Source organism: Faecalibacterium butyricigenerans, from assembly GCF_020687345.1.
Classification (GTDB): Bacteria; Bacillota; Clostridia; order Oscillospirales; family Ruminococcaceae; genus Faecalibacterium; species Faecalibacterium butyricigenerans.
In genome coordinates this window covers 1-25697 of record NZ_JAJEQL010000019.1, presented here as the reverse complement: position 1 = coordinate 25697, position 25697 = coordinate 1, and the positions used below count along the sequence as shown (strand labels likewise).

The 25697-nt window shown below is 53.9% G+C and carries 26 protein-coding genes, 1 tRNA gene and 1 pseudogene; 21 read left to right on the top strand and 7 right to left on the bottom strand.

The window, feature by feature from the left end; all coding sequences use genetic code 11:
• Positions 1–145 precede the first annotated feature (145 nt).
• A complete protein-coding gene (gene guaA, locus LKD23_RS08420; RefSeq protein ID WP_227621253.1) occupies positions 146–1696 on the top strand; it encodes a glutamine-hydrolyzing GMP synthase in 1551 nt (516 codons plus the stop codon).
• Between the two features lie 157 nt (positions 1697–1853).
• Here guaA and LKD23_RS08415 read toward each other — a convergent pair whose 3' ends face one another.
• Entirely contained in the window at positions 1854–2357 is a 504-nt protein-coding gene (locus LKD23_RS08415) for a helix-turn-helix domain-containing protein (RefSeq protein WP_227621252.1), read from the bottom strand.
• 333 nt (positions 2358–2690) lie between these two features.
• Here LKD23_RS08415 and LKD23_RS08410 point away from each other — a divergent pair, with 333 nt between their 5' ends.
• From LKD23_RS08410 to LKD23_RS08335, 16 genes and pseudogenes are all read left to right on the top strand, one after another.
• Positions 2691–2876, top strand: coding sequence for a hypothetical protein (locus LKD23_RS08410; protein WP_015538532.1), 186 nt, complete (start codon positions 2691–2693; stop codon positions 2874–2876).
• Positions 2877–2880: 4 nt separating this feature from the next.
• Positions 2881–3956 (top strand): annotated as a pseudogene (locus LKD23_RS08405) (site-specific integrase).
• On the top strand, positions 3953–4282 hold the full coding sequence (locus LKD23_RS08400) for a plasmid mobilization protein (RefSeq protein ID WP_015538530.1): 330 nt from the start codon (positions 3953–3955) through the stop codon (positions 4280–4282). Before LKD23_RS08405 ends, LKD23_RS08400 begins: the two are co-directional and overlap by 4 nt.
• Positions 4279–5403 (top strand): AAA family ATPase, encoded by a 1125-nt coding sequence (locus LKD23_RS08395; protein ID WP_227621251.1) that lies wholly within the window; start codon positions 4279–4281, stop codon positions 5401–5403. The genes LKD23_RS08400 and LKD23_RS08395 overlap by 4 nt, the downstream gene beginning before the upstream one ends.
• 85 nt (positions 5404–5488) lie before the next feature.
• Positions 5489–5722, top strand: a complete 234-nt coding sequence (locus tag LKD23_RS08390; RefSeq protein ID WP_158390751.1) for a complexin-2 — start codon at positions 5489–5491, stop codon at positions 5720–5722.
• 253 nt (positions 5723–5975) lie between these two features.
• Positions 5976–7244, top strand: a complete 1269-nt coding sequence (locus LKD23_RS08385; RefSeq protein ID WP_227621250.1) for a plasmid recombination protein — start codon at positions 5976–5978, stop codon at positions 7242–7244.
• A gap of 211 nt (positions 7245–7455) precedes the next feature.
• Positions 7456–8556 (top strand): DNA cytosine methyltransferase, encoded by a 1101-nt coding sequence (locus LKD23_RS08380; protein WP_227611272.1) that lies wholly within the window; start codon positions 7456–7458, stop codon positions 8554–8556.
• Entirely contained in the window at positions 8553–9488 is a 936-nt protein-coding gene (locus LKD23_RS08375; RefSeq protein ID WP_227621249.1) for a DUF4928 family protein, read from the top strand. Before LKD23_RS08380 ends, LKD23_RS08375 begins: the two co-directional genes overlap by 4 nt.
• Positions 9489–9536: 48 nt before the next feature.
• The gene (locus LKD23_RS08370) at positions 9537–10589 is read left to right on the top strand and encodes a DNA cytosine methyltransferase (RefSeq protein WP_227611274.1); all 1053 of its coding nucleotides are present in this window, start codon (positions 9537–9539) and stop codon (positions 10587–10589) included.
• Positions 10586–11638, top strand: coding sequence for a DUF262 domain-containing protein (locus LKD23_RS08365; protein WP_227611275.1), 1053 nt, complete (start codon positions 10586–10588; stop codon positions 11636–11638). The genes LKD23_RS08370 and LKD23_RS08365 overlap by 4 nt, the downstream gene beginning before the upstream one ends.
• Positions 11638–12324, top strand: a complete 687-nt coding sequence (locus LKD23_RS08360) for an MAE_28990/MAE_18760 family HEPN-like nuclease (protein ID WP_227611276.1) — start codon at positions 11638–11640, stop codon at positions 12322–12324. Before LKD23_RS08365 ends, LKD23_RS08360 begins: the two co-directional genes overlap by 1 nt.
• Positions 12325–12877: 553 nt before the next feature.
• Positions 12878–13042, top strand: coding sequence for a cation:dicarboxylate symporter family transporter (locus LKD23_RS08355; protein ID WP_227621248.1), 165 nt, complete (start codon positions 12878–12880; stop codon positions 13040–13042).
• Between the two features lie 49 nt (positions 13043–13091).
• Complete coding sequence (locus LKD23_RS08350) at positions 13092–13859, top strand: threonine/serine exporter family protein (protein ID WP_227621247.1); 768 nt, start codon at positions 13092–13094, stop codon at positions 13857–13859.
• Entirely contained in the window at positions 13859–14296 is a 438-nt protein-coding gene (locus LKD23_RS08345) for a threonine/serine exporter family protein (protein ID WP_227621246.1), read from the top strand. Before LKD23_RS08350 ends, LKD23_RS08345 begins: the two co-directional genes overlap by 1 nt.
• 217 nt (positions 14297–14513) lie before the next feature.
• Complete coding sequence (locus tag LKD23_RS08340) at positions 14514–15164, top strand: DNA-3-methyladenine glycosylase family protein (RefSeq protein ID WP_227621245.1); 651 nt, start codon at positions 14514–14516, stop codon at positions 15162–15164.
• Positions 15165–15170: 6 nt separating this feature from the next.
• The gene (locus LKD23_RS08335) at positions 15171–15680 is read left to right on the top strand and encodes a methylated-DNA--[protein]-cysteine S-methyltransferase (RefSeq protein WP_227621244.1); all 510 of its coding nucleotides are present in this window, start codon (positions 15171–15173) and stop codon (positions 15678–15680) included.
• Positions 15681–15727: 47 nt separating this feature from the next.
• Here the strand turns inward: LKD23_RS08335 and gltA are convergent, their stop codons facing one another.
• From gltA to LKD23_RS08320, 3 genes are all read right to left on the bottom strand, one after another.
• Entirely contained in the window at positions 15728–17122 is a 1395-nt protein-coding gene (gene gltA, locus LKD23_RS08330) for an NADPH-dependent glutamate synthase (RefSeq protein WP_227621243.1), read from the bottom strand.
• Position 17123: 1 nt separating this feature from the next.
• Positions 17124–17969, bottom strand: coding sequence for a sulfide/dihydroorotate dehydrogenase-like FAD/NAD-binding protein (locus LKD23_RS08325; RefSeq protein WP_227621242.1), 846 nt, complete (start codon positions 17967–17969; stop codon positions 17124–17126).
• A 112-nt stretch (positions 17970–18081) separates the two neighbouring features.
• Positions 18082–18300 (bottom strand): hypothetical protein, encoded by a 219-nt coding sequence (locus tag LKD23_RS08320; protein WP_227621241.1) that lies wholly within the window; start codon positions 18298–18300, stop codon positions 18082–18084.
• On the opposite strand from LKD23_RS08320, the gene LKD23_RS08315 reads away from it, so the two are divergent.
• From LKD23_RS08315 to LKD23_RS08305, 3 genes are all read left to right on the top strand, one after another.
• Positions 18286–18361: transfer RNA gene (locus LKD23_RS08315), tRNA-Gly, on the top strand. The genes LKD23_RS08320 and LKD23_RS08315 overlap by 15 nt on opposite strands.
• Before the next feature lie 198 nt (positions 18362–18559).
• Entirely contained in the window at positions 18560–20341 is a 1782-nt protein-coding gene (locus LKD23_RS08310; RefSeq protein ID WP_227621240.1) for an ABC transporter ATP-binding protein, read from the top strand.
• Positions 20338–22224, top strand: a complete 1887-nt coding sequence (locus LKD23_RS08305; protein WP_227621239.1) for an ABC transporter ATP-binding protein — start codon at positions 20338–20340, stop codon at positions 22222–22224. Before LKD23_RS08310 ends, LKD23_RS08305 begins: the two co-directional genes overlap by 4 nt.
• A 50-nt stretch (positions 22225–22274) precedes the next feature.
• Here LKD23_RS08305 and LKD23_RS08300 read toward each other — a convergent pair whose 3' ends face one another.
• The 3 genes from LKD23_RS08300 to LKD23_RS08290 form a co-directional block, all read right to left on the bottom strand.
• Positions 22275–22835, bottom strand: coding sequence for a GNAT family N-acetyltransferase (locus LKD23_RS08300; protein ID WP_227621238.1), 561 nt, complete (start codon positions 22833–22835; stop codon positions 22275–22277).
• 97 nt (positions 22836–22932) lie between these two features.
• Complete coding sequence (locus LKD23_RS08295; protein ID WP_227621237.1) at positions 22933–23862, bottom strand: AEC family transporter; 930 nt, start codon at positions 23860–23862, stop codon at positions 22933–22935.
• A gap of 18 nt (positions 23863–23880) precedes the next feature.
• A complete protein-coding gene (locus LKD23_RS08290; RefSeq protein WP_227621236.1) occupies positions 23881–24876 on the bottom strand; it encodes a nucleoid-associated protein in 996 nt (331 codons plus the stop codon).
• 399 nt (positions 24877–25275) lie between these two features.
• On the opposite strand from LKD23_RS08290, the gene LKD23_RS08285 reads away from it, so the two are divergent.
• Positions 25276–25653 carry a PH domain-containing protein gene (locus LKD23_RS08285; protein ID WP_227621235.1) on the top strand — a complete coding sequence of 126 codons (378 nt, stop codon included), beginning with the start codon at positions 25276–25278 and terminating at the stop codon, positions 25651–25653.
• Positions 25654–25697: the final 44 nt, after the last annotated feature.

Here is a 25697-nt window from a genome sequence, read left to right as displayed (position 1 = left end):
ACTTGAGAGTTGCAAAAAGGTTTACAATTCAAAATGAAAAACAAAAACAGGAAAATATACAAAAGATGTCGCTTTTGGTTGTGGAATGTGCTATACTAAATCCAGCTATAGAAAGCACATCAGGAACAACAGAGAGGAGAACATCATGCAGCATGAAACCGTGATCGTGCTGGACTTTGGCGGCCAGTACAATCAGCTCATCGCGCGCCGCGTCCGCGAGAACAATGTCTACTGTGAGATCTATTCCTATAAGACAGATCTTTCCATCATCAAGGCAAAGAACCCCAAAGGCATCATCTTCACCGGAGGCCCCAACAGCGTCTATCTGGAGGATTCGCCCACCATCGACCCCGAGATCTTCCGCTGGGGAGTGCCTGTGCTGGGCATCTGCTACGGCAGCCAGCTCATGATGCACCTGCTGGGCGGTCATGTCTGCCGCGCACCGGAGCGCGAGTACGGCAAGACCGAGGTCTTCGTGGACAACAGCAGCAAGATGTTCACCGATGTGCAGCCTTCCACCATCTGTTGGATGAGCCACAACGACTACATCGAGCAGGCAGCGCCCGGCTTCAAGATCACGGCCCACACCGTCAACTGCCCGGTGGCAGCGGCCGAGAATGAGGAGAAGGGTCTGTACGCCGTCCAGTTCCACCCCGAGGTGCTCCACACCGCAGAGGGCAAGAAGATGCTGCGCAACTTCGTGTACAATGTCTGCGGCTGCACCGGCGACTGGAAGATGGACTCTTTCGTGGAGAACAATGTCAAGGCCCTGCGGGAGCGCATCGGCGACGGCAAGGTGCTCTGCGCCCTGTCCGGCGGCGTCGATTCCTCGGTGCTGGCCGCCATGCTGGCCAAGGCCATCGGCAAGCAGTTGACCTGCGTTTTTGTGGATCACGGCCTGCTGCGCAAGAATGAGAAGGAAGAGGTCTGCTCGGTCTTCGGCCCCGGCAACGCCAACGGCTTTGACATCAACTTCATCTGTGTGGACGCTCGTGAGCGCTACTTTGCAAAGCTGGCCGGTGTCACCGAGCCGGAGCGCAAGCGCAAGATCATCGGCGAGGAGTTCATCCGCGTCTTTGAAGAGCAGGCCAAGCAGATCGGCAAGGTCGATTTCCTCGCACAGGGCACCATCTACCCCGACGTGGTCGAGAGTGGTCTGGGCGGTGAGTCCACCGTCATCAAGAGCCACCACAATGTCGGCGGTCTGCCCGACACTGTGGACTTCAAGGAGCTGGTGGAGCCTCTGCGCAACCTGTTCAAGGACGAAGTCCGTCAGGCTGGCCGTGAGCTGGGTCTGCCCGAGTATCTGGTCAGCCGCCAGCCCTTCCCCGGCCCGGGTCTGGGCATCCGCATTATCGGCGAAGTGACTCCCGAAAAGGTCGCCATCGTACAGGATGCCGACGCCATCTGGCGAGAGGAGATCGCCAAGGCGGGCCTCGATAAAGAGATCAGCCAGTACTACGCCGCACTGACCAATATGCACAGCGTCGGCGTCATGGGCGACGAGCGCACCTACGACTACGCTGTGGCCCTGCGCGCCGTCACCACCACCGACTTCATGACCGCCGAGAGCTACAATATGCCTTGGGATGTGCTGGGCACAGTCACCAGCCGTATCGTCAATGAGGTCAAGCACGTGAACCGCGTGTTCTATGACTGCACCGGTAAGCCGCCGGCTACGATCGAGCTCGAGTAATCTGCAAACCCTGAAAAGTATTGATACAATGCGATATTTTGAGATCCGAAAGGCTTTCTGATACTGCTTTGATACTATCAGACGATTATTCATAAAGAGAGACATGAGAATACCCTCTGAGAAACGGTAAGTTTTTCAGAGGGCATTTTTGTGTCTTTTATTCTTTACGCCACTTTTTCTTCGGCTCGTACCGGCCGCAGCCGTCGGCGGTCTGAGGCCAGTTGAGCTTCCATTCCAGATACTCTTCCTTGGTGATCTCGCCCTCCCGGAGCTGCTTCTTACGGAGCTGCCACTCCTTTAAGAACTCATCCAGCAGGCGATAGCGGAAGCTGACCGCCATGTGCTTTTCCGGGAGATCCGGATCGGTGGTGTCTGTGACCTCATAGAGCCGGGTGCCGGGGTAGTGCTCATCCAGTTCGAACAGGGTGTACATTACATCCTCTGCGGCGTACAAGGTAGGCTCATAGAGGGAACGGTAGTTCACGTTCAGTACCTCCGCAATCTTGTGGAGCAGCTCTTCCTTGGGCGTGCGGGTGTTGCTTTCGTATTGTGCGATACGGATGTCTGCGCTTTTCTCCTCAAACCCGATGGCGATGCCCAGTTCCTTCTGGGTCATGCCTCGGAAGTTGCGGGCACGTTTGATGCGGTCACCGACTGCCATGCGATTGCCTCCTGACTTAAACATATTTGTTGAACCTAGTATAGCACAGAAAAATAGGAGGTGCAATAGAAAATAAACAAAAAAGTTTAAGATTTTACCTGAAAACCTCTTGACTTAACGGAATGTGTTTAGTATAATGAGAACGTAAAAAGATAAGCAAAAATGCTTAGTAAAATTGAATGACCGCCAAACTGACCCAAACCGCCAAGACCTTCCGAAAGGAAGCGAGCGCTCCGTAAGGGGACGGCACAGCACCGCAAAGGGAATATGCCTGCCGGAAGTCAGCGAGGATGAAGCGGCACCGAAATGAAACCGACAAGGAAAGGACAAAAAATGGCAAACAGCATTTTTATCAAGGCAGACGAGCTGGCAAAGGAGCTGGACATCTCGCAGGGTCTGGCGTACAAAATGATCGCCCAGTGGAACGAGGAACTGAGAGCCAAGGGCTACACGACCGTGGGAGGCCGGGTAAGCAGGAGGTACTATCAGGAGAAGATCTACGGGGCAGGTGAGGAGTGATAGAATGCCAGCCTACAAGGACAACAGGCAGGGCACATGGTACGCTTCCTTCTACTTCGAGAACTGGCAAGGTGTGAAGCAGAAGAAGCTGAAACGGGGATTTGCCACCAAGAAGGATGCTCTGGCGTGGGAGCGGGAGTTCCTTCTTCAACAGGCGGCAGACCTGACCATGACATTTGAAGCTTTTGTGGAAATTTATATCACGGACAAAAAAAGCGACTCCGGGAAAACACATGGTTTACCAAGGAGCATATCATCCGAACGAAAATCTTGCCGTACTTCAAGGAAAAACGGCTCAGTGAGATCAGGCCGCGGGATGTGATCGCATGGCAGAACGAGATGCTGAACTACCGGGACAAAAACGGCAAGGCCTACTCGCCGACCTACCTCAAGACGCTGCATGGACAACTCAGTGCCATTCTGAATCACGCCGTCCGGTTCTACGGGCTGAAATCAAACGCAGCGGCCACAGCCGGGTGCATGGGGTCGGAAAAGCACAAGGAAATGCTTTTCTGGACAAAAGAAGAGTACCTCAAATTCGCAGAGGTCATGATGGACAAGCCGCAATCCTATTACGCTTTTGAGGTCCTCTACTGGTGCGGCATCCGGGAGGGCGAGCTACTGGCTCTGACTCCGGCAGATTTCGACTTGGACAAGGGGCTGCTCTCCATCACCAAATCCTATCAAAGGCTGAAAGGCCGGGATGTGATCACTGACCCGAAAACACCCAAGAGCGTCCGGGTCATCCAGATGCCGCAGTTTCTGACGGACGAGATCAGAGACTATCTGAAATCCCTCTACAAAGTCCAGCCAGACCAGCGGATCTTTGAGGTGACCAAGAGCTACCTGCACCACGAGATGGACAGGGGAGCCAAGGAGGCCGGGGTGAAGCGGATACGAATCCACGACTTGCGGCACTCCCATGTATCACTGTTGATCGAGATGGGCTTCTCGGCTCTGGCAATTGCAGACCGGGTGGGGCATGAGAGCGTGGACATCACCTATAAGTACGCCCACCTCTTCCCCTCAAAGCAGCAGGAGATGGCGCAGAAGCTGGACATGGAGCGAAAGGATGGATGAAGATGGAACGAGTACTCGACCAGCAAGGCCGCTGGCGGAACAAGGTGGTAGCCTTCCGAATGTCCCCGGAAGAGGACGAGGTTCTGGAAGCCAAAGTAAAGCTCTCCGGGCTGACCAAACAGGAGTATATCATCCGCCGCTTGACCGACCGGGAGATCACCGTGGTAGGCAACCCAAGGGTCTACAAAGCCTTGCGAGACCAGATGAAGCTAATCTATCAGGAATTGCAGCGGCTGGCCGTGGATGAAGAAGTTCCGCCGGACTTGCTGGAGACCCTGCAAATGGTGGCTCTGACGTTGAACGGACTTAAGGAGGAATGCGAATGACGGACAATAGAAAAACGACCGTACCGGGTGCATCTGTTGGCGCAGATGCGGTACAGTCGTCCTCAAAAATCAACACCAATATTATAACAAATTCGGACAAGCAAATCAATCTGCAAGCCGCGAAAAAGTCAAACAATTTCGGGCTGAACACGGTATCAATGACCGAACTGTACGACACGGTGTATCCACCTCGGAAACCCATCGTGAACGACCTGCTGTACAGCGGCACCTACCTCTTTGTAGGCGCGCCCAAGGTGGGTAAGTCCTTCTTCATGGGGCAGCTTGCCTACCATGTGGCGATGGGGCTTCCGCTGTGGGAGTACGAGGTGCATCAGGGCACCGTCCTCTATCTGGCGTTGGAGGATGATTACGCCCGGCTGCAGCGGCGGCTCTCCCGGATGTTCGGGGTAGAGGAGACCAGCAATCTCTACTTCGCAACACAAGCCAAGTCCGTGAGCGAGGGACTTGACCAGCAATTGGAAGGCTTCATCCGGGAGCACCCGGATGTGCGGCTCATCATCATCGACACCCTGCAGAAGGTGCGGGAGATCGGCGGTGGCCGATACAGCTACGCCAGCGACTACGAGATCGTGACCAAACTGAAAACTTTCAGCGACAGGTACGGCATCTGCCTGCTGGTGGTTCATCACACCCGGAAGATGGAAGCCGAGGACAGCTTTGATATGATCTCTGGCACCAACGGCCTGCTGGGTGCAGCGGATGGAGCGTTCATCATGCAGAAGAAGCGGCGTACAGATAATACCGCTCTGCTGGACATCGTGGGGCGTGACCAACCGGACCAAGAGTTGACGTTGGAGTTCAACCGGGAACGCTGCGTCTGGGAGTTTCAGGGAGCCGAAACGGAACTCTGGAAGCTGCCGCCCGACCCGCTTCTGGAAGCGGTGGCAAAGGTGCTCACCCCGGAACAGCCGGAGTGGAGTGGTACGCCCACGGAGCTGCTGGAACGTCTGTCTGGTGTAAGCATACAGGCAAACATCCTGACCCGGAAGCTGAACGTGAGTGCCGACAGGCTCTACAACGACTATTGGATTCGGTGCGAAAGCAGGCGCACCCATGAGGGCAGGGTGGTCAAATTGACGCTGGAAAATTCTGGGGCGTGACGATTCGTGACGGTTGTGACGGTATTTTTGCTACTATGTAAAATACCGTCACAATCGACACAACCGACACGGGATGGTGATAACGATGAAAAATGTGCAGATTTCGCAGGAACTTTTCGTCGCCTTGCTGCATTATCATTTGAGCGGCGAAAATGAGTACGAAGAGATTATTGAACAGGGCTTGGAGCAAAAACTGGATGCGATGCTGCGGCATGAGCTGTATGCCCAGTACAAGACAGCACCCACCGAGGAACAGCGGGAGCAGGCTCGGCAGGAGTATCTGGACAGACGAGGCGTGCCAGAAAGCTTCCGCTGGTGAGTTCCTCTATTGGCAGAGGACAGGAGCGTGTCACGCTCCTGTGAATGCAATCACGCAGGAAGGTGGTGTTGGACAGAGCAGCGGTGAGGTGCAGCGAAACCCCGTCCGCAGACGAAAGCCTCCGGCAGGGCGCAAAGGCATCTTTTGATGGACGGAACGTCTGTCAAAAGTGCTTTTGCGTTACTTTCGACGAAAGTAACAAAGCCTTTGCCGTGTCCGGCACCAGTTACTTCCACAGAGAAAGGACGTGCGATTGAAAAGAACCATTTCCGCAATGCGGGGCTCCGGCTCCCTCAACCATAACCGGAGAAGTTTCACCGCTGAAAACGTAGACCCGAAGCGCAGCAGCCTGAATGTCGTGTACCGGGATGAGCCGATTCAGAAGGTGTACCACGAACTGTTTGACGAGGCAGTGAAGCGTTACAATGCCAAGCAGAAGCGCAAGGACCGCTGTATCACCGACTACTATGAGCACCTGCGGACAGGCAAGCAGGAAAAGCTCTTCCATGAGTTGATCGTCCAGATCGGCAACAAAGATGATATGGGCGTCCTGACCGAGAACGGCGCACTGGCAAAGGAACTGCTGGACGAGTATATGCAGGGCTTCCAAGAGCGGAACCCGACACTGCGGGTGTTCGGAGCGTTCCTCCACATGGATGAAGCTACGCCCCATCTGCACATCGACTTCGTGCCGTATGTGTCCGGCTGGAAAGGCAAAGGACTGGACACCAAGGTCTCCCTGAAGCAGGCTCTGAAGGCCTTGGGCTTTGTAGGCGGCTCCAAGCGAGAATCTGAGCTGAACCAGTGGATCAACACCGAGAAAGAGCAGCTTGCTGCCGTGATGGAGCGGCACGGCATCGAGTGGGAACAGAAAGGCACCCACGAAGAACATCTGTCAGTGCTGGACTTCAAGAAGCAGGAGCGTAGTAAAGAGGTGGCGGCTCTGGAAGCTGCCAAGCAGGAGTGCCAGACCGACCTGACCGAGATGCAGGAACAGCTGGAAACAGCGCAGACAGCCGTAGAAGCCGCTGAACAGCGGGTACAGAAAGCGGAGCTGACCTACCAGAAGCAGAGCCGGGAGCTGAACAAGCTGGCTCCCATCATGGAGGGGCTGGAAAACCTGTCAGCGCAGTACTCCCAGCGGCCAGAAGAATGGGTGCCAGAAGCAGCCACATTTGAGACCGCCAAGAGCTATCGGGAGAAGAAGGCCATGCCGCTGATCCAGAAGCTGGTAAAAGTGCTCTTCGCTATCCATCGGAAGTACTGGGAGGTCAAGGATGAGCGGGATAAGTATTTGCACTTCTATCAGGACGAGAAGAAAGCTACCCATCATCTAAGCCAGCGGCTGAAAGAGGTGGAGGCTGAAAACTCTCAGCTCTATGCGATGAAACGTGATTTCAGGCGAGTGTGGAACTATTTCGGTGCCGAAAAGATGCAGCAGGTCATTGGGCTCATGAGGGAGCAGGAGCAGACCGCGGATAGAAGCCAGAAGAAGAACAGACAGAACAGCGTAGAACTGTAAGATAGGATAGCAGACCCCCGCCAGCGGATATTGGCGGGGGTCTGCTATATGGAAAGTCAGATAATTAAAACGCTCACAGCAAATTGTTTGCAAAAATGACGATAAATGGTTTTGCGTGGACTTGACGTGTTAAATAAAAAATAATATAATCAATACTGAGAGAGTTTAACTATTACAGCATGCTGTACGAACGATAACAGGAGGAAGGAAAATGAATCAGAGCTCCTGCTTTCAAAATAACCTTGTGGATTTATCAAATGCTCCTTGGACAATGCACGAATTCTTTGCGGGGAGTGGATTGGTAGCATATGGTTTGAAAGGTATGTTCAAACCGATTTGGGCTAATGATATTAGTGAACAGAAGGCAGCCGTATACAAAGAGAATTTTGGTGATGGTTATTTTAAACTTGATGATATAAAAAATATAAATGGGAAAAATCTTCCATTTGCGAATCTCTCGTGGGCAAGCTTTCCGTGCCAAGATTTGTCTTTAGCAGGATCTTTAGGTGGAATTCATGCATCACGTAGTGGATTGGTATGGGAATGGCTACGTGTTTTAGATGAAATGCCTAATAAGCCCAAAATTTTACTGTTGGAGAATGTTCTAGGATTGCTGTCAACTAATGGTGGAGACAATTATAGGGCTCTCCATATGTCATTAGTGGAGCGTGGATACCGTTGTGGAGCAATCGTATTAAATGCATCTCATTTTGTGCCGCAATCAAGACCGAGGGTTTTTGTCATAGCGGTTCAAAAGGAATGCGAGATTCCGGAAGAAATAGTTCGGAATGAACCTTGCTGGCTTCATAATAAAGTGGCGGTAAAGCTTGGGAAAAATCTTCCGGACTGGATTTGGTGGTATACAGAGAAACCCGCTCGAAGAAAAATGACGCTTAAAGATGTTGTGGAAGAACAAACTCAATTCGATAAAGATGAAGCGCTAAGATTAGTGCCTCCAAGGCATCAACAAAAACTTGATATGTTAGATACAGTGTATGCTACTGGATATAGGCGCACTCGCAATGGAAAACAACAACTGGAACTTCGATTTGATGGAATTGCGGGATGTCTTCGAACACCAGAAGGTGGAAGCAGTAAGCAATATTTGGTGGTAAAAAAAGATGGAACAGCACATGCTAGACTGTTAACAGTACGTGAAACGGCACGTCTTATGGGAGCACCAGATAGCTTTAAATTACCGGGAAGCCAAAACGATGGATATAAGGCGATGGGGGATGCAGTGGCAAAACCGGTTGCTGAATTTTTGGGAAAGCGGTTTTTAGCTAAGATTGCGGAGGCAGTATATCAATGAAAAGTGCAGAAGATAGATTGAGAGAATTTCAAACACAAAATAATATTGCCACGAAGGGATCACTGTCACTTGTAATACAGTTTACTCGTCTTGTTCGGGATAAAGAATTTCCGTTAAATTCTGATGATTTTCAGACAAGCAGTAAAGGGCAGGTAGCTGGACTTGGTGGGGCAAATTTAAAGAAAATCTTGAAAGAACATGGGATTACACAACAGTTGTCTGCAGAGGGAGGAAGAACAAGCAGAGGCAGCATGGGTCTTATGATAAAATATGTTGACTTCCTCAATGAGTGGCATAAAGAAGAAGCCGTTGATCTCGCTGCCGTAGAAGAATTTTGGGCAGAGCAGATTCGAGAATATTTTAGAAATCAGCCATTTATATTAACAGCGGATGCATCAAAGACAATTGGTGCAAATTTAGATGAATTATTTGAACAGGCAAAGAAGCGACAGAGACAAAACCCCGGAACGCAGTACCTTGGAACGGTGCTGCAACATTTGGTGGCAGCTAAATTGTGTATGGTTATGCCGGAGGGCTCATTTGAAATCCATGGAGCTTCTGTAGCTGATGCACCGACAGACAGAAATGGTGATTTCGTAATTCACAATACAATTGTGCATTGTACGACTATGCCGGGAGCGCTGTTGATAGAAAAGTGTAAAACTAATTTGCGAGCAGGATGCCACCCGGTAATTATAACGATTTTTGAGCGAGTTCATACAGCTTTGAATTTGGCAGAGGATGCTGGATTGGCTGGCCGTGTGGAAGTATGGGATGTTCAGCAATTTTTATCGTCGAATATATACGAACATAGCCTTTTTGATGAAACAAAGCGCAATTCAACTCTTTCAGAAATCATCGTTCGATATAACAAGATTGTTCTTGAAGCGGAGAGTGATCCGAGTTTAAGAATTGAATTTGACGCCAAATAAAGCTGGATTAAGCATCGGCAGTGCTGTTTTTAGAGAGGAAGGTGCATTATGCCGATATCGGCAATAGATTTGTTTTGTGGAGTTGGTGGGTTGACTCATGGACTGCAATTAGCAGGAGTTCCTGTTGTTGCTGGTTTTGATGTTGAAAATTCATGCAAATATGCTTATGAAAAAAATAACACTGCCAAGTTTGTTTTGAAAGATATAACTCAGTTAACAGGAAATGAATTAGAAGGTTATTATCCTCCTAATACTACAGTTAAAATATTGGTGGGGTGTGCTCCTTGCCAGCCTTTTTCAACATATTCATTAAGATATAATAAGCACGGAAGAAAAGACGAGAAATGGAAACTATTATATTATTTCTCAAATCTCATTAAAGAGGTTCAACCAGAAGTTGTTTCAATGGAAAATGTTCCGCAGTTGTCGCATGAAAAAGTCTTTTCCGATTTTTTGGAGGAACTACGTCATTTAAAGTACTATTTAACATGGGAGATAGTAAATTGCGCAGACTTTGGCGTTCCTCAAAATCGAAAAAGATTGGTACTACTAGCATCAAAATACGGAAAGATAAAGTTGATTGATCGTCAATATAATGAAACGAATTACCGGACAGTCAGAGATGCAATCGAAAATTTACCATATTTGGAAGATGGTGGTGTAGATGAGAAAGACCCGCTTCATAGAGCAAGTAAATTGTCAAAAATGAATAAACGGAGAATAGTACAGTCAAAACCAGGGGGAACATGGGAAGATTGGGATGATGAGCTGAAACTCCCTTGCCATAAGAAAGACTCTGGGAAAAGCTATAGAGCAGTATATGGAAGAATGGAATGGGATAAGCCATCGCCTACAATTACAACACAGTACTATGGTTATGGAAATGGTAGGTTTGGACATCCGGAACAGAATAGAGCACTTTCAATGAGAGAAGGTGCACTATTACAGTCTTTTCCAAGTGATTATCAATTTTTGGATCCAGATCATCCAGAGACAAATCGAAGTATTGGTGTGCATATTGGAAATGCAGTTCCGGTAGAGCTTGGGCGTGCTATTGGCTTGAGCATTATGAATCATTTGAGTGAGAGAGGTGTAATATGATGTCGACTCATAAACAAGCGATTGACGATGAGAAGAAAGTGGCAGCTGAAGAACAAATTCGTTCGTTAAGAAAAGAAATTGATTACAATACGAGAGACTATACGATAGACTTCTTGATCCAGCAATTTAGAAATGATGAGTTTTATATACCAGATGAGTACCAAAGACAATATATTTGGAATGAGGAAGATAAAAATAGATTTATTGAATCTATACTGCTAGGACTTCCTATCCCATTGATGTTTTTTTCGGATACGGAAGATGGAAGATGCGAGATAATTGATGGTGCCCAAAGGACTCAGGCCATGGAAGAGTTTATGTCAGGAGATTTGGTTCTAGGTGGTTTAAAGAAGCTGACATCACTCAACGGTTTTTCATACGAAGATGTGCCGGCGTATTTTCGAAAAAAATATGATAAGACGAATATGAGAATAATCGTTTTATCCGATGATACTACGTTGGAAATTCGACAGGAGATATTTAATAGAATAAATACCACTGGAAGAGAAGCAAATCCAAGTGAAATTCGTAGAGGAAGCTTTAGAGGACCATTTATGGATTTCCTAATGGAATGCACGAAAGATCCGGTATTTAAGGAAGTATGTCCTATCAGCGAAACTATGAGCAAGAGATATGAACAATTGGAACTTGTTATTAGGTTTTTTGCCTTTTTAAATCGTTACGAGCAGTTTACACATAGAGTAGATACTTTTTTGGACAAATATATTGAGGATGTGAAAGATTCCTTCGAAAAGGATAAAATGAAAGAAGAATTTGACAGGACAATGAAATTTGTAAAAAAATATTTTCCATATGGATTTGCAAAATCAGCTAACGCAAAATCTACGCCCCGGGTGCGTTTTGAAGCAATTGCTGTTGGAGTGGCATTAGCATTGCGTGAAAATCCTGAATTACAACCGGCATCAATGAAATGGCTTGATTCTAAAGAATTTAAAATTCACACAACAACACATGCAAGTAATTCGCCAGCGAGAGTAAGCGGAAGAATTCTCTATGTCAAAAAAATGCTTCTTACAGGTATGGAATAATGCAAGCTATTTATGATATGTTCAATGAACGTGTTGAAGAAATAAACCTTTATTTCGAGGCTCTTAAAGAATTGGATAGTGAATCATTTCAAAGAACAGAGAATGCACAGCATTATTATAATGATAATTTCATTAAAATCCTTAAGGCAAATACGCTCTTGATGATTTATAATTTGGTTGAATCTACCGTTATGGGAGGAATTCTTGAAATATATGACAGAGTGAGGCAGGAAGGATTGACGTATGCTGGGGTATGTAGCGAAATAAAAGATATTTGGTTTTCTTATAAATTTAGGCAAGTGTATGACCAGCAAGCACATTATAATTCGTATAAAGGAAAAGCGCTTGAAATCGTGAATTCAATACTTACAGGGGAAATAATTGAGTTGGATAGAAAGGCGACAGATATTAGTGGAAACCTAGACGCGCAACAAATTCGAAATGTCTGTAGTGAGCATGGTATACACTTTAGAGCCAAGGAAGGAAGCCATGGAGGGACAGTTCTTGGAACGGTGAAGGAAAAACGTAACGATTTAGCGCACGGAACACTATCTTTTGCTGAATGTGGCAGAGACTATAGCATTGATGAACTGTGGAATATTAAAGAGCAAACAGTACTGTTTTTAGAAGGTCTTCTTGAAGGCATGAAAAAATATTATGATGAAAAGCAGTATAGGGCATCGTAAGGATGACCGTTTTGAATACAGCAGTGGTTTTAAAAGACAGTTGCATCCTGAACGTAAATACGTTATAATACTCACAGAGATCCCGTTGGTTGTGTGATACTATCCTGATACTAAAAAATCAGAAAGCCACATCTAGCACAGCAATCTCATGAAAAAGTGAACATTCAAGAATAGCCTTACTAAACAAATTTGTTTAGTAAGAATTCGAACTTACCGAGCTCGAATAATGGAATATGAGAAAATAAAACGTGCCTACGAATGAAAAATGATGAAGCTTGAAAAAATGACATCACCTGCGGCAAAAAGCACCTGCTGGATGTGCAGGGAAATGGTAGCACGGTTTATTATCGGAGAATAATTTGAAAGCCCCGGAAAGTAACGAGAAATCGAAACTTTCCGGGGATTTTGTGACATCATGACATCAAAATGTGGCTTGTGACATCATCCTATTTCAAGTTGGCCAAGTGACATCAAATTTGAGCAGTCGTTTCCGACCTGTACGTCTGCCAGTTCCTCCAGCCGAGAAACGAGCTCTTGCTGCTTATTGGGGTATATGATCGTTGCTGTCACCACCACTTCTTCTGCCGCCACTCTGCCCATCAAGGTTGCCGGCGAGAAGCTGGGTGTCCCCGAGAACATCTATGGCTTCACCCTGCCTCTGGGCAACACCTGCGCTCATCGCTCGTCAACTGGACAAGGTGGATATGAATGTTTATAATAGCTGATAGGAACAGCCACAACAAGTAACACACGAAAGAGTACGCAAGATGAGAACACCGGAAGAACAGCTGGTCGATGCCAGCCTTGATATGGGAAAAGCCCTGCTTCTAGCAGGCGGCGAGGTGACGCGGGTGGAGGACACCATCACCCGCATCCTCCACGCCTATGGGATGCATAAGGTGGGTGTGTTTACTATTACCTCCCTTATTGAGGTCACGGCACGCACGCCGGACGGCGACGAGATCGTCAAGGCCCGGCGCATCGCCGGAGGCTATGCCACCAACCTCGACCGGGTAGAACAGTTGAATGCCCTCTCCCGCGAAATTTGCGCCACCTGCCCTCCGCCGCAGGACATCATTTCCCGTATAGAGGCCATCAAGTACCCGAAGCCGGAGGCGGCGTGGATCAGCTACATCGGCGCGATGCTGGCGGCGGGAAGCTTCACTGTCTTCTTCGGCGGCAGACTGGCCGATGTCCCGGCGACGATCATCCTCGCCTGTTTCATCAACTGGATGGATCGGAAAGGCATCTACAAAAAGGAGAACCAGCTGCTGTTTTATCTGGTCTGTTCCATCGTGACGGGCTTTCTGGGCTGTATCCTCGTCCGGGTGGGCATCGGTGTCCATCTGGACAAAATTCTCATCGGATGCATCATGCTGACCATTCCCGGCATCCCCATTACCTACGCGATGCGGGATATGCTGCTGGGCGAGAGCATCACAGGTCTGTTCCGGTTTGTGGAATCCCTGCTCATTGCGGCCAGCATTGCGGGCGGCTTCCTGCTTGCGACCGTCCTTGCAGAGGGGGTGCTGTGATGGGGCAGATATTAGCTGGTGCGCTGGGAGGCCTCGGCTTCTCCATTGTCTTCGGTGTGCGCAAAAAGTACATGGTGCTCATCGCCCTCAATGCTGGCTTGTCGTGGGCCGTCTATCTGGCTGTGAACGCGCTGGCCGGGGACTTCGCAGGCAATATGGCGTCGGCCATGTTTTGCAGCCTAATGGCCGCAGTTCTGGCCCGGCGCATCAAGGTCCCTACCGTCGTGCTCCAGATGCCCGCCACCGTGCCCATGATTCCCGGTGGCAGCCTCTACTACACGATGCTCTATGTCTTCTCGGGCGATATGCTCAATGCCAAGCTCTATTTCCTCTCTACCATCCGCGCTATCTTCGGTATGGCCATCGGTTTTGCTGTGGTGAGTGTCCTGCTCAGGACGCTGGCCGAAAAGCGTACCCGCGCCACGCACGGCGCTTGATCTCAGGTCTCTCATGCGGGGAGCTGTATTTTCGGCTGATTTTCTCTATATTTGCACCACATCCCATTCCTCCCCGCGGAAAAGATGACCCGCTCGCTGTACGGCATAACTCTGTGCAGCGGGCGGTTTTTGTGTTGCGGATACGCTCATTTTCTGCTATAATCAAATCGACAACTGAAACTCAAACAAAAAGTTGTAGCACGAAGGGGGCGTCCATATGCATTTCCAATACGGCGAAGCAGAGACGGGATACCTGAGCCGCAGGGACGAGCGGATGGCGGCGGTCATTGCGCAGGTGGGGCACATTGAGCGGGAGGTGGATGCCGACCTCTTTTCAGCGGTGGTACACCACATCGTCGGCCAGCAGATCTCCACCAAGGCACAGGCCACCATCTGGAAGCGGATGCGGGACGAGCTGGGGACGGTGGATGCTGCCGCCGTCCTCGGGGCAGGTGTGGAGAAAATGCAGAGCTTCGGCATGACCTTCCGTAAAGCTGAGTACATTATCGACTTTGCCCGGAAGATCGAGAGCGGGGAATTTGACCTTGACGGCATCTGGGAAAAGCCCGATGACGAGGCAATCCGGGAGCTAAGAGGTCTGAAGGGGGTCGGCGTCTGGACGGCGGAGATGATACTGCTCTTCTGTATGCAGCGGCCCAACGTGTTCAGCTACGACGACCTTGCGATCCAGCGGGGCCTGCGGATGGTGTACCATCACCGGAAAATCGAGCGGAAGCTGTTCGAAAAGTACCGCCGCCGGTTCAGCCCCTATTGCAGCGTGGCGAGCCTCTATCTCTGGGCAGCGGCAGGCGGCGCGGTGCCGGGCCTGAAAGATCACGCGCCCGCGAAACGAAAGAAGGCAGGGTAAGCTGCGATGATGTACACGATGCACTATGATTCGCCGCTGGGGGGGATCCTGCTGGCAGCGGACGAAGAGGGCCTGACCGGGCTGTGGTTCGAGACGCAGAAATACTTTGCGGCAAAACTTGCTCCGGAGCATGAGGAGAAGATGACACCGGCGCTGGACGCCGCCTGCCGCTGGCTGGATGTCTATTTTTCGGGTCGGGAGCCGGACTTCACGCCGAAGCTCCATCTCGTCGGCTCGGACTTCCGGCAGGCGGTGTGGGCGCTGCTGCGGAAGATCCCTTACGGCCAGACCACGACCTACGGCGCGCTGGCGGGACAGCTGGCCGAGCAAAGCGGAAAGCGCGTCTCGGCACAGGCGGTGGGCGGCGCTGTGGGGCACAACCCCGTCTCCCTCATCGTGCCCTGCCACCGGGTGGTGGGCAGCGGCGGCAGCCTGACCGGCTATGCAGGCGGGGTGGAAAAGAAGATGCGCCTGCTGACGCTGGAAAACAGCGAGGCAGCGAAATTTTATCAATAAAAAGCAGGGCATCCCGGCGGGATGCCCTGCTTTTTGGTTATCTGAAATTACTTATTCCGGATGTACTCATCGATGGCCTTGGCGGCAGCCTTGCCTGCGCCCATGGCCTTGATGACGGTGGCTGCGCCGGTGACAGCGTCGCCGCCGGCATACACGCCCTCGCGGCTGGTCTTGCCCTCGTCGCCCTCGGTGACGATGCAGCCGTGCCGGTTGGTCTCGAGGCCCGGCGTGGTGGAGCGGATGAGAGGATTGGGGCTGGTGCCCAGACTCATGATGACGGTGTCCACGTCCATGGTGAACTCGCTGCCCTTCTTCTCGATGGGGCGGCGGCGGCCGGAGGCATCCGGCTCACCCAGCTCCATCTCGATGCAGGTGATGGCCCTGACGAAGCCGTCCTCGCCGGGCAGGATCTCCACGGGATTGCAGAGGGTCTTGAAGATGATGCCCTCCTCCTCGGCGTGCTCGACCTCCTCCTTACGGGCAGGCAGCTCGGCCATGCCGCGGCGGTAGACGATGTAGACCGTTTCAGCACCCAAACGGAGGGCGCTGCGGGCAGCGTCCATTGCCACATTGCCGCCGCCCACGACCGCCACCTTTTTACCGGTGCGGATGGGGGTCTTGCTGGTGGGGAGATAGGCCTTCATCAGGTTGGAGCGGGTGAGGAACTCGTTGGCGGAGTAGACGCCCTTCAGGCTCTCGCCGGGGATGCCCATGAAGCGGGGCAGACCGGCACCGGAACCCACGAAGACGGCCTCGTAGCCGTACTCGCCCATCAGCTCGTCGATGGTCAGCACCTTGCCGATGACCATGTTGCACTCGAAATCGACGCCCATCTTCCGGAGGCCGTCGATCTCCTGCTGGACGATGGCCTTGGGCAGACGGAACTCGGGGATGCCGTACATCAGCACGCCGCCAGCCACGTGCAGAGCCTCGTAGACCGTGACCTTGTAGCCCAGCTTGGCCAGATCACCGGCAGCGGTCAGGCCGGCAGGGCCTGCGCCGATGATGGCGACCTTGTGGCCGTTGGGTGCAGGCACGATGGGAGCAGTGTGGACGTTCTCGCGGTGCCAGTCGGCCACGAAGCGCTCCAGACGGCCGATGCCGACCGGCTCATTCTTGATGCCGCGGGTGCACTTGCCCTCGCACTGGCTCTCCTGCGGGCAGACGCGGCCGCAGACGGCGGGCAGGGAGGAGGAGCGGTTGATGACCTGATAGGCGGCCTCGAAGTCGCCCTCGGCCACATGGCCGATGAACTCGGGGATGTCGATGCCGACGGGGCAGCCGGTCTGGCAGGGCTTATTCTTGCAGTGGATGCAGCGCTTGGCCTCGTTCACGGCCATTTCGGCGGTGTAGCCCAAAGCAACTTCCTCAAAATTCTTGTTGCGGACGTTGGGGTCCTGAGTGGGCATGGGGCACTTTTTGGGGTCCATATTGAAAGCCATCTTACATTCCCTCCTGAGTCTTGAACAGGTTGCAGGCCTTTTCGCGGGCCTTGGCCTCAAAGGGGCGGTACATGGTGCCGCGGGCCATGGCCTCGTCGAAATCCACGAGGTCGCCGTCGAAGTCGGGGCCGTCCACGCAGGCAAACTTGGTCTCGCCGCCCACGGTCAGGCGGCAGCCGCCGCACATGCCGGTGCCGTCGATCATGATGGGGTTCATGGAGACGATGCTCTTGAGGCCGTGCTTCTGGCAGGTCTTGACCACGAACTTCATCATGATGAGAGGGCCGATGGTGATGACGAGGTCGTACTGGTTGCCAGCGGCTACCAGCTCATCGAGGGCGGCGGTGACAACGCCCTTGGTGCCGTAGCTGCCGTCATCGGTCATGATGCGCAGCTCATCGCTGCAAGCTTTGAACTCATCCTCGAGGATGAGCAGATCCTTGCTGCGGAAGCCCACGACGCTGTGGACGACGCAGCCCTGCTCGTGCAGCTCCCGGGCGATGGGCAGAGCGATGGCGCAGCCCACGCCGCCGCCGACGACGCAGACCTTCTTCAGGCCCTCGGTCTCGGTGGCGCGGCCCAGCGGGCCGACGAAATCGTGGACGCTCTGGCCCACCTCAAGGCTGTTCAGCTCCATCGTGGTACCACCGACGATCTGGAAGATGATGTCCACGGTGCCCTTCTCCCGGTCGTAGCCTGCGACGGTGAGGGGGATGCGCTCGCTGTCCTCGAGCGGGCGCACAATGATAAACTGGCCCGGCTTTGCCTTTTTGGCAATGAGGGGGGCTTCAATGACCATCTTTGTAACGGTGGGGTTGAGCGCCACCTTTTCCGTGATCTTGTACATTGCGTTTGCTCCTTTTTCTGACGACATATTCCCATGCATGAAAACACGCCTGATCCCCGGTGCGGCCCGAAGCAGCAGGCGCGAAAGTTCAGCAACGATTTGACAACCTTAATTATAACGGCTTTAAAATAGGAAAGCAATTAAATTTTCTTCGCGTCAGCCCGGACAAACTTGAATGACGGCGCAGTTTTGCGCGCGGCAGGGGGACGGCAACGGCTCTTTTTTCGAAAAATGCAAATTTATGGTTGACAAGGGCAAAAAACTGCGGTATAATAATCGACGTCGCCGGGAACGCCCGGCACGCCACAATGGATCTGCGGCCGTAGCTCATCTGGTAGAGCGCCACCTTGCCAAGGTGGAGGTAGCGAGTTCGAGCCTCGTCGGCCGCTCCAACATGAAGCCATCGTTTGTGCAGTGATGCACGACGATGGCTTTTTTCAACATTTCCGGCAGCAGATGTTGACAACTCTGTGTCCCGGGCCGTATACTGGGGCTGTCGTGCAACAAACAGAGGCGGGCTGACCGCCTGCGGGAGTTCTGCCCGTGGGCGTCGGCTCGCCTCTGTGCTCTGGGAAAAGGAGGGAAAAACAGTGATCTTCGGCAAGTACATCAACCGCTATTACCTGCGCCACGCGCCCACGCTGCTGCTGGGCATCCTGTCGCTGCTGATGGTGGATTACATCCAGCTGCTGGTGCCCCAGCTCTACCGGCTGGTCATCAACGGCGTCAACCTCGGGCAGGTGGTGGTGAAGGGCGAAACGATGCCCTTTACCCGAGAGGTGCTCTTCCAGCACATCTGCCTGCCCATGATCTGGATCGTGCTGTTCATGGTGGTGGGGCGCTTTCTGTGGCGCATCTGCTTTTTCGGCACCAGCATCCGGGTGCAGGCCGACCTGCGGGAGCGGATGTTCGACCACAGCCGCCGCCTGTCGCAGCAATATTATCAGGTGAATAAGGTCGGCAACCTCATGAGCCTCTACACCAACGACCTCGACACCATTCAGGAGTGCTTCGGCGATGGCATCCTGATGTTTTTCGACGCGCTGGTGCTGGGCCTGCTGGCCCTTTATAAAATGTGGCGGATGGACACCCGCCTGACCTTACTGGCCCTCATCCCGGCGGCGTTCATGTTCGCCATCGGAACGGTAATGGGCAAGACCATGACCAGAACGTGGGAGAAGCGCCAGCAGGCGTTCTCGGCTCTGTCCGACTTTGCGCAGGAGAATTTCTCCGGCATTGCGGTCATCAAGGCCTTCGTCAAGGAGCTGAAGGAGCTGATCGCCTTCCGGAAGCTCAATAAAGAAAACGAAGGAGTCAACGTGGAGTATACCCGTATCTCGGTGTTACTTGAAGTATTGGTGACGTTCTTCGTGGAGTCGGTGGTCTGCGTCATCCTTGGCTACGGTGGCTTCCTCGTCTACAAGGGCAATTTCAACGCGGGCCAGCTGGTGGAGTACATCGGTTACTTCGAGGCCATCGTCTGGCCCATTATGGCCATCTCGATGCTCATCGAGAAGACCTCCCGCGGCAAGGCCTCCCTCAACCGCATCACCGAGCTGCTGGACGCCCCCATTGATGTGGCCGACCGGGACGGTGTGCCCGACCTCGAATCCCCCAAGGGAGGCATCGAGTTCCGCGGCCTGACCTTCCGCTACCCCGATGGTGAGTTCGATGTGCTGAAGGACATCTCCTTCACCGTCGCCCCCGGCGAGAGCGTGGGCATCGTGGGCAAGACCGGCGCAGGCAAGACGGCGCTGGTGGACCTGCTTCTCCGCACCTACAATGTGCCCGACGGCACCCTCTTTGTGGATGGGAAGGACGTCAACCGCGTTTCCATCCGCTCGGTGCGACAGGCCTGCGCCTATGTCCCGCAGGACAACTTCCTCTTCTCGGACACCATCGCCCACAACATCGCCTTCGGTGTGGACGAAGCCTCTCCGGAGGACATCGAGCGGGCGGCCCGTCTCGCTGACGTCCGGGACAACATCGTGGATTTCAAGGACGGCTATGAGACCGTTCTCGGCGAGCGCGGCGTCACCGTCTCGGGCGGCCAGAAGCAGCGCATCTCCATCGCCCGTGCCCTGCTGAAGGACGCGCCCATCCTGATCCTTGATGACTCCGTCTCTGCGGTGGACACCCGGACGGAGAAGATCATTCTGGACAACCTGAAAAAGAGCCGGGCCGGAAAGACCACCCTGCTCATCGCCCACCGCATTTCGACGGTGGAAGGACTGGACAAGATCGTCTTCCTCGAGGACGGCAGAGTGGAGGCCGTCGGCCCCCACGACCAGCTCTATGCCTCCTGCCCGGAGTACCGCAGGATGGTCGATCTGCAGAAGCTTGAGGACGAAGTGGGAGGTGGCAACGCATGATGAGTCTGAATCCGCTTCTTCTGGTGGGGGGCGTCATCGGCACCGTGTCGGTGCTGCTGCTCATCGCCTACGCCTGCATCAAGGATAAGAAGACCTCCATGGGCTTTGAGCGCAGCATGGCCGACGGCGAGATCCTGCGCCGCCTCTTCGGCTACGCCAAGCCCTATCGGAACCAGTTCATCGTGGTGGGCTTTCTCGTCCTCTTCTCCATCGCCTATGACATCGCCTCGCCCCTCATCGTGGGCTATATCGAAGAGCTTGTGGGGGGCGATTTCGCGCTCCGGAGCCTCTACGTCAGCGTGGCCGTCTATGGGGGCGTGCTGGTCTTTTCGATGGGCAGCACCTATTTGCAGGCGGTCATCCTGCAAAGGGTGGGCCAGCGCATCATCTCCGACCTGCGCGAAGACCTCTTTACCCACATCGAATCCCTTTCCCATGGCCAGCTGAACGACATCCCGGTGGGCAAGCTGGTCACTCGTGTGACCAACGACACCAACGCCATCTCCATGATGTTCACCAACCTCTTGGTCAACCTGACCAAGAACGCCTTCGTCATTTTGGGCATTCTGGCGGCGATGCTCTGTCTGAACTACGCCCTGACCTTGATGGTGCTCTGCTTCGTGCCCTTCATCCTCCTCTTCACGGTCATCTTCCGCAAGTTCTCCCGCCGTGCCTACCGCAAGGTGAAGGATGCCACCACCGACATCAATACCTATCTTTCCGAGAACCTCTCGGGCATCAAGGTCACCCAGATCTTTGGCCGCGAGGACGAGAAGATGGAGGAGTTCCGCCAGAAGAGTCAGACCCTCGCCAAGGCCACGCAGGAGCAGATCTTCGTCTTCGGCGTCTTCCGCCCGCTGGTGTATATGCTGTACATCAGCTCCATCCTTTGCCTGTTCTATCTGGGCGGCATGGGCCATCTGGACCATGTTTCTTTCCTCGGGCAGACCATTTCCAGCGGCACCATCGTCACCTTTTATATGTACATCTCCAAGTTCTTCACCCCCATCCAGAACCTCGCCGAGCAGTTCAACTGGCTGCAGTCGGCGCTGGCGTCCTCGGAGAAAGTCTTTTCCATCATGGACATCCAGCCCCAGATGACCGACGCCCCCGATGCCATCGAACTGGACGAGGTGAAGGGGGACATCGAGTTCCGCGACGTCTGGTTCAGCTACGTCCCCGGCGAGTGGGTGCTGCAGGGCGTCTCCTTCCATGTCGAGCCGCGCCAGACGGTGGCCTTCGTCGGCTCCACCGGTTCGGGAAAGAGCACCATCCTCTCCCTCATCTGCCGCAATTACGAGTTCCAGAAGGGCGAAATTTTGATCGACGGCATCGACATCCGGAAGATCAAGATCTCCTCCCTCCGCCGCCACTTCGGCCAGATGCTGCAGGATGTGTTCCTCTTCTCGGGCACCATCCGCAGCAACATCGTCCTGCGGGAAGAGAATATCTCCGACGACGAGATCATGAAGGTCTGCCGGTACGTCAACGCTGACCACTTCATCGACAAGCTGGAGCACGGCCTTGACGAGGAGGTGCGGGAGCGGGGCAACAACTTCTCGGCGGGCCAGCGCCAGCTGCTCAGCTTTGCCCGCACCATCCTCCATAAGCCCAGCGTTATGATACTGGACGAGGCTACCGCCAACATCGACACCGAGACGGAGCTGCTCATTCAGGACTCCCTCGAAAAGATGCGGAGCGTGGGTACTATGCTCATCGTGGCCCACCGCCTCTCCACCATCCAGCACGCGGACAACATCATCGTCCTGTCTCACGGCAAAATACTCGAGCAGGGCACCCATCAACAGCTTCTCGCCGCCCATGGCCGGTATTATCAGCTGTATACGCTGCAATACCATAAGGAGCAGATGGAGAACAAATAAAGCAAAAAGCAGGTGCACCCGATTGGATGCACCTGCTTTTTGGTTTGGGGTCAATACGGATACGGCACGACATCCGGCTGGTCGGGCTTGTGCTCGCCGATGATCTTCTCCATACAGATCATATCGTACCAGCGGCCGAACTTGTAGCCGCAGTTGTGGAAGGTGCCTGCGAGGGTGAAGCCAAGATGGGCGTGGAACTGGGCACTGTTTTTTGTGAGGTATTCGTCCTCTTTCTGCGGGTAGCCGATGCGGGCGTAGAGGTTCAGGACGCCCATCCCCTTGAGCCGGTCAGCCAGCGCCTCGTAGAGGGTACGGCCAAGTCCGCCGTGCCGGGCATCGTGGTCGAGGTAGATGGTCAGCTCAGCGGCCCAGTCGTAGGCCGCGCGGCCCACGAAAGCGTGGGCGTAGGCGTAGCCCTCGATGCGGCCGTCCCGCTCGATGACGAGGTAGGGGTACTTCTGCATGACGTCCCGCATCCGACCCTCGAACTCGGCCAGCGACGGCACATCGTACTCGAAGGTGATGACCGTGTGCTCGACGTAGTAGGCATAGATCTCCAGAATGCGGGGCGCATCGGCTAAGGCGGCGTTGCGGATGGTAATATCGGACATGGTTTCTACTCCTTTGAGGAAAGATTTCCCCCGGCCGGGGGAAGATGTCGCGCAAGCGACAAAAAGGGGAATCTGGCGCGAAGCGCCTGAGAGGAAATCAGAACATCGTAAGTGCAAGCGCACACAGCGGCAGGAACAGGATGCTCAGCAGGGTGGTCAGCACGACGCTGCCGGCGGCGAACTGCTCATCGTGGCGGAACTGGACGGCGAACACCGAGGTAATGGCGGCGGCGGGGCAGCATTCCAGCAGCAGCACCACCTGCGTGGCCATGCCATAGCGGAAGAGGCCCAGCGCGGCAAAGGCCGCGATGGTCAGCACCGGGATAAAGAACATCCTGACGACGGTAAGCTCCCAGATGTGCTTGTCGGTGAGGATGCGGCGCAGGTCGCCCGAGGCGATGAGCATTCCGGTGATGAGCATGGAGAGAGGGGTGTTCATGTCGCCCAGAAGCTCCATCGGCTGGGTGATGAGAGTGGGCAGCGGGATCTGGAAGAGGTAGAGGACAAGGCCCACGACGATGGCGTAGATGGCCGGGCAGCGCAGCAGACTTCCGGCTACCTTTTTGGGGTCAGAGCTGCCGCTGACGATGCTGTAGCCCAGCGTCCAGAGCAGAAGATTGAAGATGGTAAAGTAGGCGCTGGCGTAAAGCAGGCCCTCGGAACCAAATAACGCCGAGATGAGGGGAAGGCCCATGTAGCCTGCATTGGAGAAGATGCAGGCGAACCGGAAGATGGGGGTCCGGCTGTCCTTGCTGCGGGCCGTGAACAGCAGGGTGATGACAAGGCCCAGCAGGCTGGACAGGGTGCTCAGGGCGAAGGCAGCCAGAAGATTGCGGAGGATCTCGGGGCTGAAGTCCATCCGGTAGGAGTTGATGATCATAGCGGGCACGACGAGGTTGACCAGCAGATTCGAGAGGGTCTGCTTGCCTTCAGGGCGCAGCAGGCCGGTCTTGGCACCGAGGGCACCCAGACCCATGAGGATGAAAAGCTCCGCCACCTGCTGGGCGGTGATAAGGGCGAGGTCCATGAGGGGGACTCCTTTCTGTTACAGGATGACGTTCTTGATGAGCAGGGAGATGCTGCCGTCCTCGGCGTGGAGGAACTCCACCGCCGAGTCCTCGGAGAGAATCTCGGTGGGGATCTTCACCTCGATGCCGCTGGCGGTGTGGATGCTGCGGCTCTCCATCCGGCGGATGCGGGAGGGCGAGACGGTGACGGGCTGCTGGGCCTGCGCCGGCTCGAGGATGTCGCTCTTTTCCACATAGTCGTCGAAGGGGACGGCGGCCAGCGGATATTCCTCAGCCAGCTGCTGGCGCACCTGTTCTACCGTCACCTTGTTGTCGTTGTCGGCGGCCTGATTGGCGATGAGCATGGCCACCTGCGCCTCGACATGGGGCTCGTCCTGATAGTTTTCCTGCACGGCCTGCACGGCGGCATCCTGAATGGCCTGTAGCTTTTTCTTCTCCGGCTCGGCGGTGGTGTACTGGAAAACGACGGTAGAGAGATAGAACTCCTTGTGGCCGTCGATGTCGAATTTCTTTTCCAGCAGCTTCATGGAGTAGTCGGTCAGGTCCACCAGTGCGCCCTCTTCCACCTTGCCGCTCTGGGTGGGCAGGCAGGCCCGCTGCTGGATGATGGAGTTGACAGGCGCACCGTCCACGCTCTCGGTGTAGTGGGTGTAGCCGTTTTTGTAGTTCAGTTTGAGGACGGCGAGCCACGGCTGACCGTCCCGGGTGAAGTCCACCACGGCGAGGTCGGCCCCGGGGATGGTGGTGTGGGCGTGCATATAGTCGAACAGGACACCTGCGATGCGGCAGGACAGGTCGATAAAGTCCTTGTTCTGCTCCAGCTCGTACCGGAAAGCCGAGTCCGGAAGGGGGCGGCACTGGCGGATGTCGTCGCTGGCCAGCAGTTTTTCGATGTGGTACTGTAAATAGGCTGTCTTTTCGGCGGTCATCTCCATGCAGCTGCCGCTGAGGACAGGTGCGTCCAGCGTGGTGTCCAGAACGTGGAGAATGGCCTGATGAACGATGATCTCCATATGATAAACCTCTTTTCTAAGGAAATAACCTCTCAGTCTCGCATTCGCTCGACAAGGCCGGGTTGCGGCACCCAGCATCCGCAGCACTTCGTTTGCGTCTTGCTGGCCGCTGCCCCAACAGCGACTCCCTGTTTCCGCCATTGGCGGCGGTCGTCGTTGTTGCCCCTACCGAGGGAAGCCTCTGGCGAAGAGATTAGGCTTTACGTACTGCCAAAGCCTCCCCTCGATAGGGGAGGTGGCATCGCGCCAGCGATGACGGAGAGGTTGAAACTCTAAATCAGCTCTCAGTATAGCACAACCCGGCCCAAAAGGCGAGAACGACTTGAAGCGGAAGGGTAGAAATGCTATACTTAGCCCAGAATACCCTATTATAAAGGATAAAGGAAGGGGAGACGCTGTATGGAATTTCGGGAAAAGCCGATGCAGAACCTTATGCGCATCAAGGAGAAGGAGATCTGCAAGAATGTGCAGGCGCTCCTGCTGGACGGCGAGAGCATCGTGGGCGCATACAAGACGGTGCGCGATCAGGCCGTTTTCACGAGCCACCGCATCTTTATCGTAGATATGCAGGGCGTCACCGGCACCCGGCAGGAGATCTTCGTCCTGCCCTACCGGAGGATCGTCCATTTCGGCATCCAGACCGCCGGCTTCGGCGACCCGCTGCAGACCTCGGAGCTGACGGTCTGCTACGCCGACGAGCACGAGATGAAGTTCGGCTTCATCGGGCAGGAGGAGCTTCTGGCCGTGGCCCGCGCCATCAGCCGGTGCATCCTGTGACATCAAAATAGGACAAAACGGGACGGCCCGCTCTGACAAAACAT

Excerpts from the sequence above, each read along its gene's own strand:
- guaA (WP_227621253.1), top strand. The coding sequence starts at position 146 with ATGCAGCATGAAACCGTGATCGTGCTGGACTTTGGCGGCCAGTACAAT.
- LKD23_RS08415 (WP_227621252.1), bottom strand. The coding sequence starts at position 2,357 with ATGGCAGTCGGTGACCGCATCAAACGTGCCCGCAACTTCCGAGGCATG.
- LKD23_RS08410 (WP_015538532.1), top strand. The coding sequence starts at position 2,691 with ATGGCAAACAGCATTTTTATCAAGGCAGACGAGCTGGCAAAGGAGCTG.
- LKD23_RS08400 (WP_015538530.1), top strand. The coding sequence starts at position 3,953 with ATGAAGATGGAACGAGTACTCGACCAGCAAGGCCGCTGGCGGAACAAG.
- LKD23_RS08395 (WP_227621251.1), top strand. The coding sequence starts at position 4,279 with ATGACGGACAATAGAAAAACGACCGTACCGGGTGCATCTGTTGGCGCA.
- LKD23_RS08390 (WP_158390751.1), top strand. The coding sequence starts at position 5,489 with ATGAAAAATGTGCAGATTTCGCAGGAACTTTTCGTCGCCTTGCTGCAT.
- LKD23_RS08380 (WP_227611272.1), top strand. The coding sequence starts at position 7,456 with ATGAATCAGAGCTCCTGCTTTCAAAATAACCTTGTGGATTTATCAAAT.
- LKD23_RS08375 (WP_227621249.1), top strand. The coding sequence starts at position 8,553 with ATGAAAAGTGCAGAAGATAGATTGAGAGAATTTCAAACACAAAATAAT.
- LKD23_RS08370 (WP_227611274.1), top strand. The coding sequence starts at position 9,537 with ATGCCGATATCGGCAATAGATTTGTTTTGTGGAGTTGGTGGGTTGACT.
- LKD23_RS08365 (WP_227611275.1), top strand. The coding sequence starts at position 10,586 with ATGATGTCGACTCATAAACAAGCGATTGACGATGAGAAGAAAGTGGCA.
- LKD23_RS08360 (WP_227611276.1), top strand. The coding sequence starts at position 11,638 with ATGCAAGCTATTTATGATATGTTCAATGAACGTGTTGAAGAAATAAAC.
- LKD23_RS08355 (WP_227621248.1), top strand. The coding sequence starts at position 12,878 with ATGATCGTTGCTGTCACCACCACTTCTTCTGCCGCCACTCTGCCCATC.
- LKD23_RS08350 (WP_227621247.1), top strand. The coding sequence starts at position 13,092 with ATGAGAACACCGGAAGAACAGCTGGTCGATGCCAGCCTTGATATGGGA.
- LKD23_RS08345 (WP_227621246.1), top strand. The coding sequence starts at position 13,859 with ATGGGGCAGATATTAGCTGGTGCGCTGGGAGGCCTCGGCTTCTCCATT.
- LKD23_RS08340 (WP_227621245.1), top strand. The coding sequence starts at position 14,514 with ATGCATTTCCAATACGGCGAAGCAGAGACGGGATACCTGAGCCGCAGG.
- LKD23_RS08335 (WP_227621244.1), top strand. The coding sequence starts at position 15,171 with ATGATGTACACGATGCACTATGATTCGCCGCTGGGGGGGATCCTGCTG.
- gltA (WP_227621243.1), bottom strand. The coding sequence starts at position 17,122 with ATGGCTTTCAATATGGACCCCAAAAAGTGCCCCATGCCCACTCAGGAC.
- LKD23_RS08325 (WP_227621242.1), bottom strand. The coding sequence starts at position 17,969 with ATGTACAAGATCACGGAAAAGGTGGCGCTCAACCCCACCGTTACAAAG.
- LKD23_RS08320 (WP_227621241.1), bottom strand. The coding sequence starts at position 18,300 with ATGAGCTACGGCCGCAGATCCATTGTGGCGTGCCGGGCGTTCCCGGCG.
- LKD23_RS08305 (WP_227621239.1), top strand. The coding sequence starts at position 20,338 with ATGATGAGTCTGAATCCGCTTCTTCTGGTGGGGGGCGTCATCGGCACC.
- LKD23_RS08300 (WP_227621238.1), bottom strand. The coding sequence starts at position 22,835 with ATGTCCGATATTACCATCCGCAACGCCGCCTTAGCCGATGCGCCCCGC.
- LKD23_RS08295 (WP_227621237.1), bottom strand. The coding sequence starts at position 23,862 with ATGGACCTCGCCCTTATCACCGCCCAGCAGGTGGCGGAGCTTTTCATC.
- LKD23_RS08290 (WP_227621236.1), bottom strand. The coding sequence starts at position 24,876 with ATGGAGATCATCGTTCATCAGGCCATTCTCCACGTTCTGGACACCACG.
- LKD23_RS08285 (WP_227621235.1), top strand. The coding sequence starts at position 25,276 with ATGGAATTTCGGGAAAAGCCGATGCAGAACCTTATGCGCATCAAGGAG.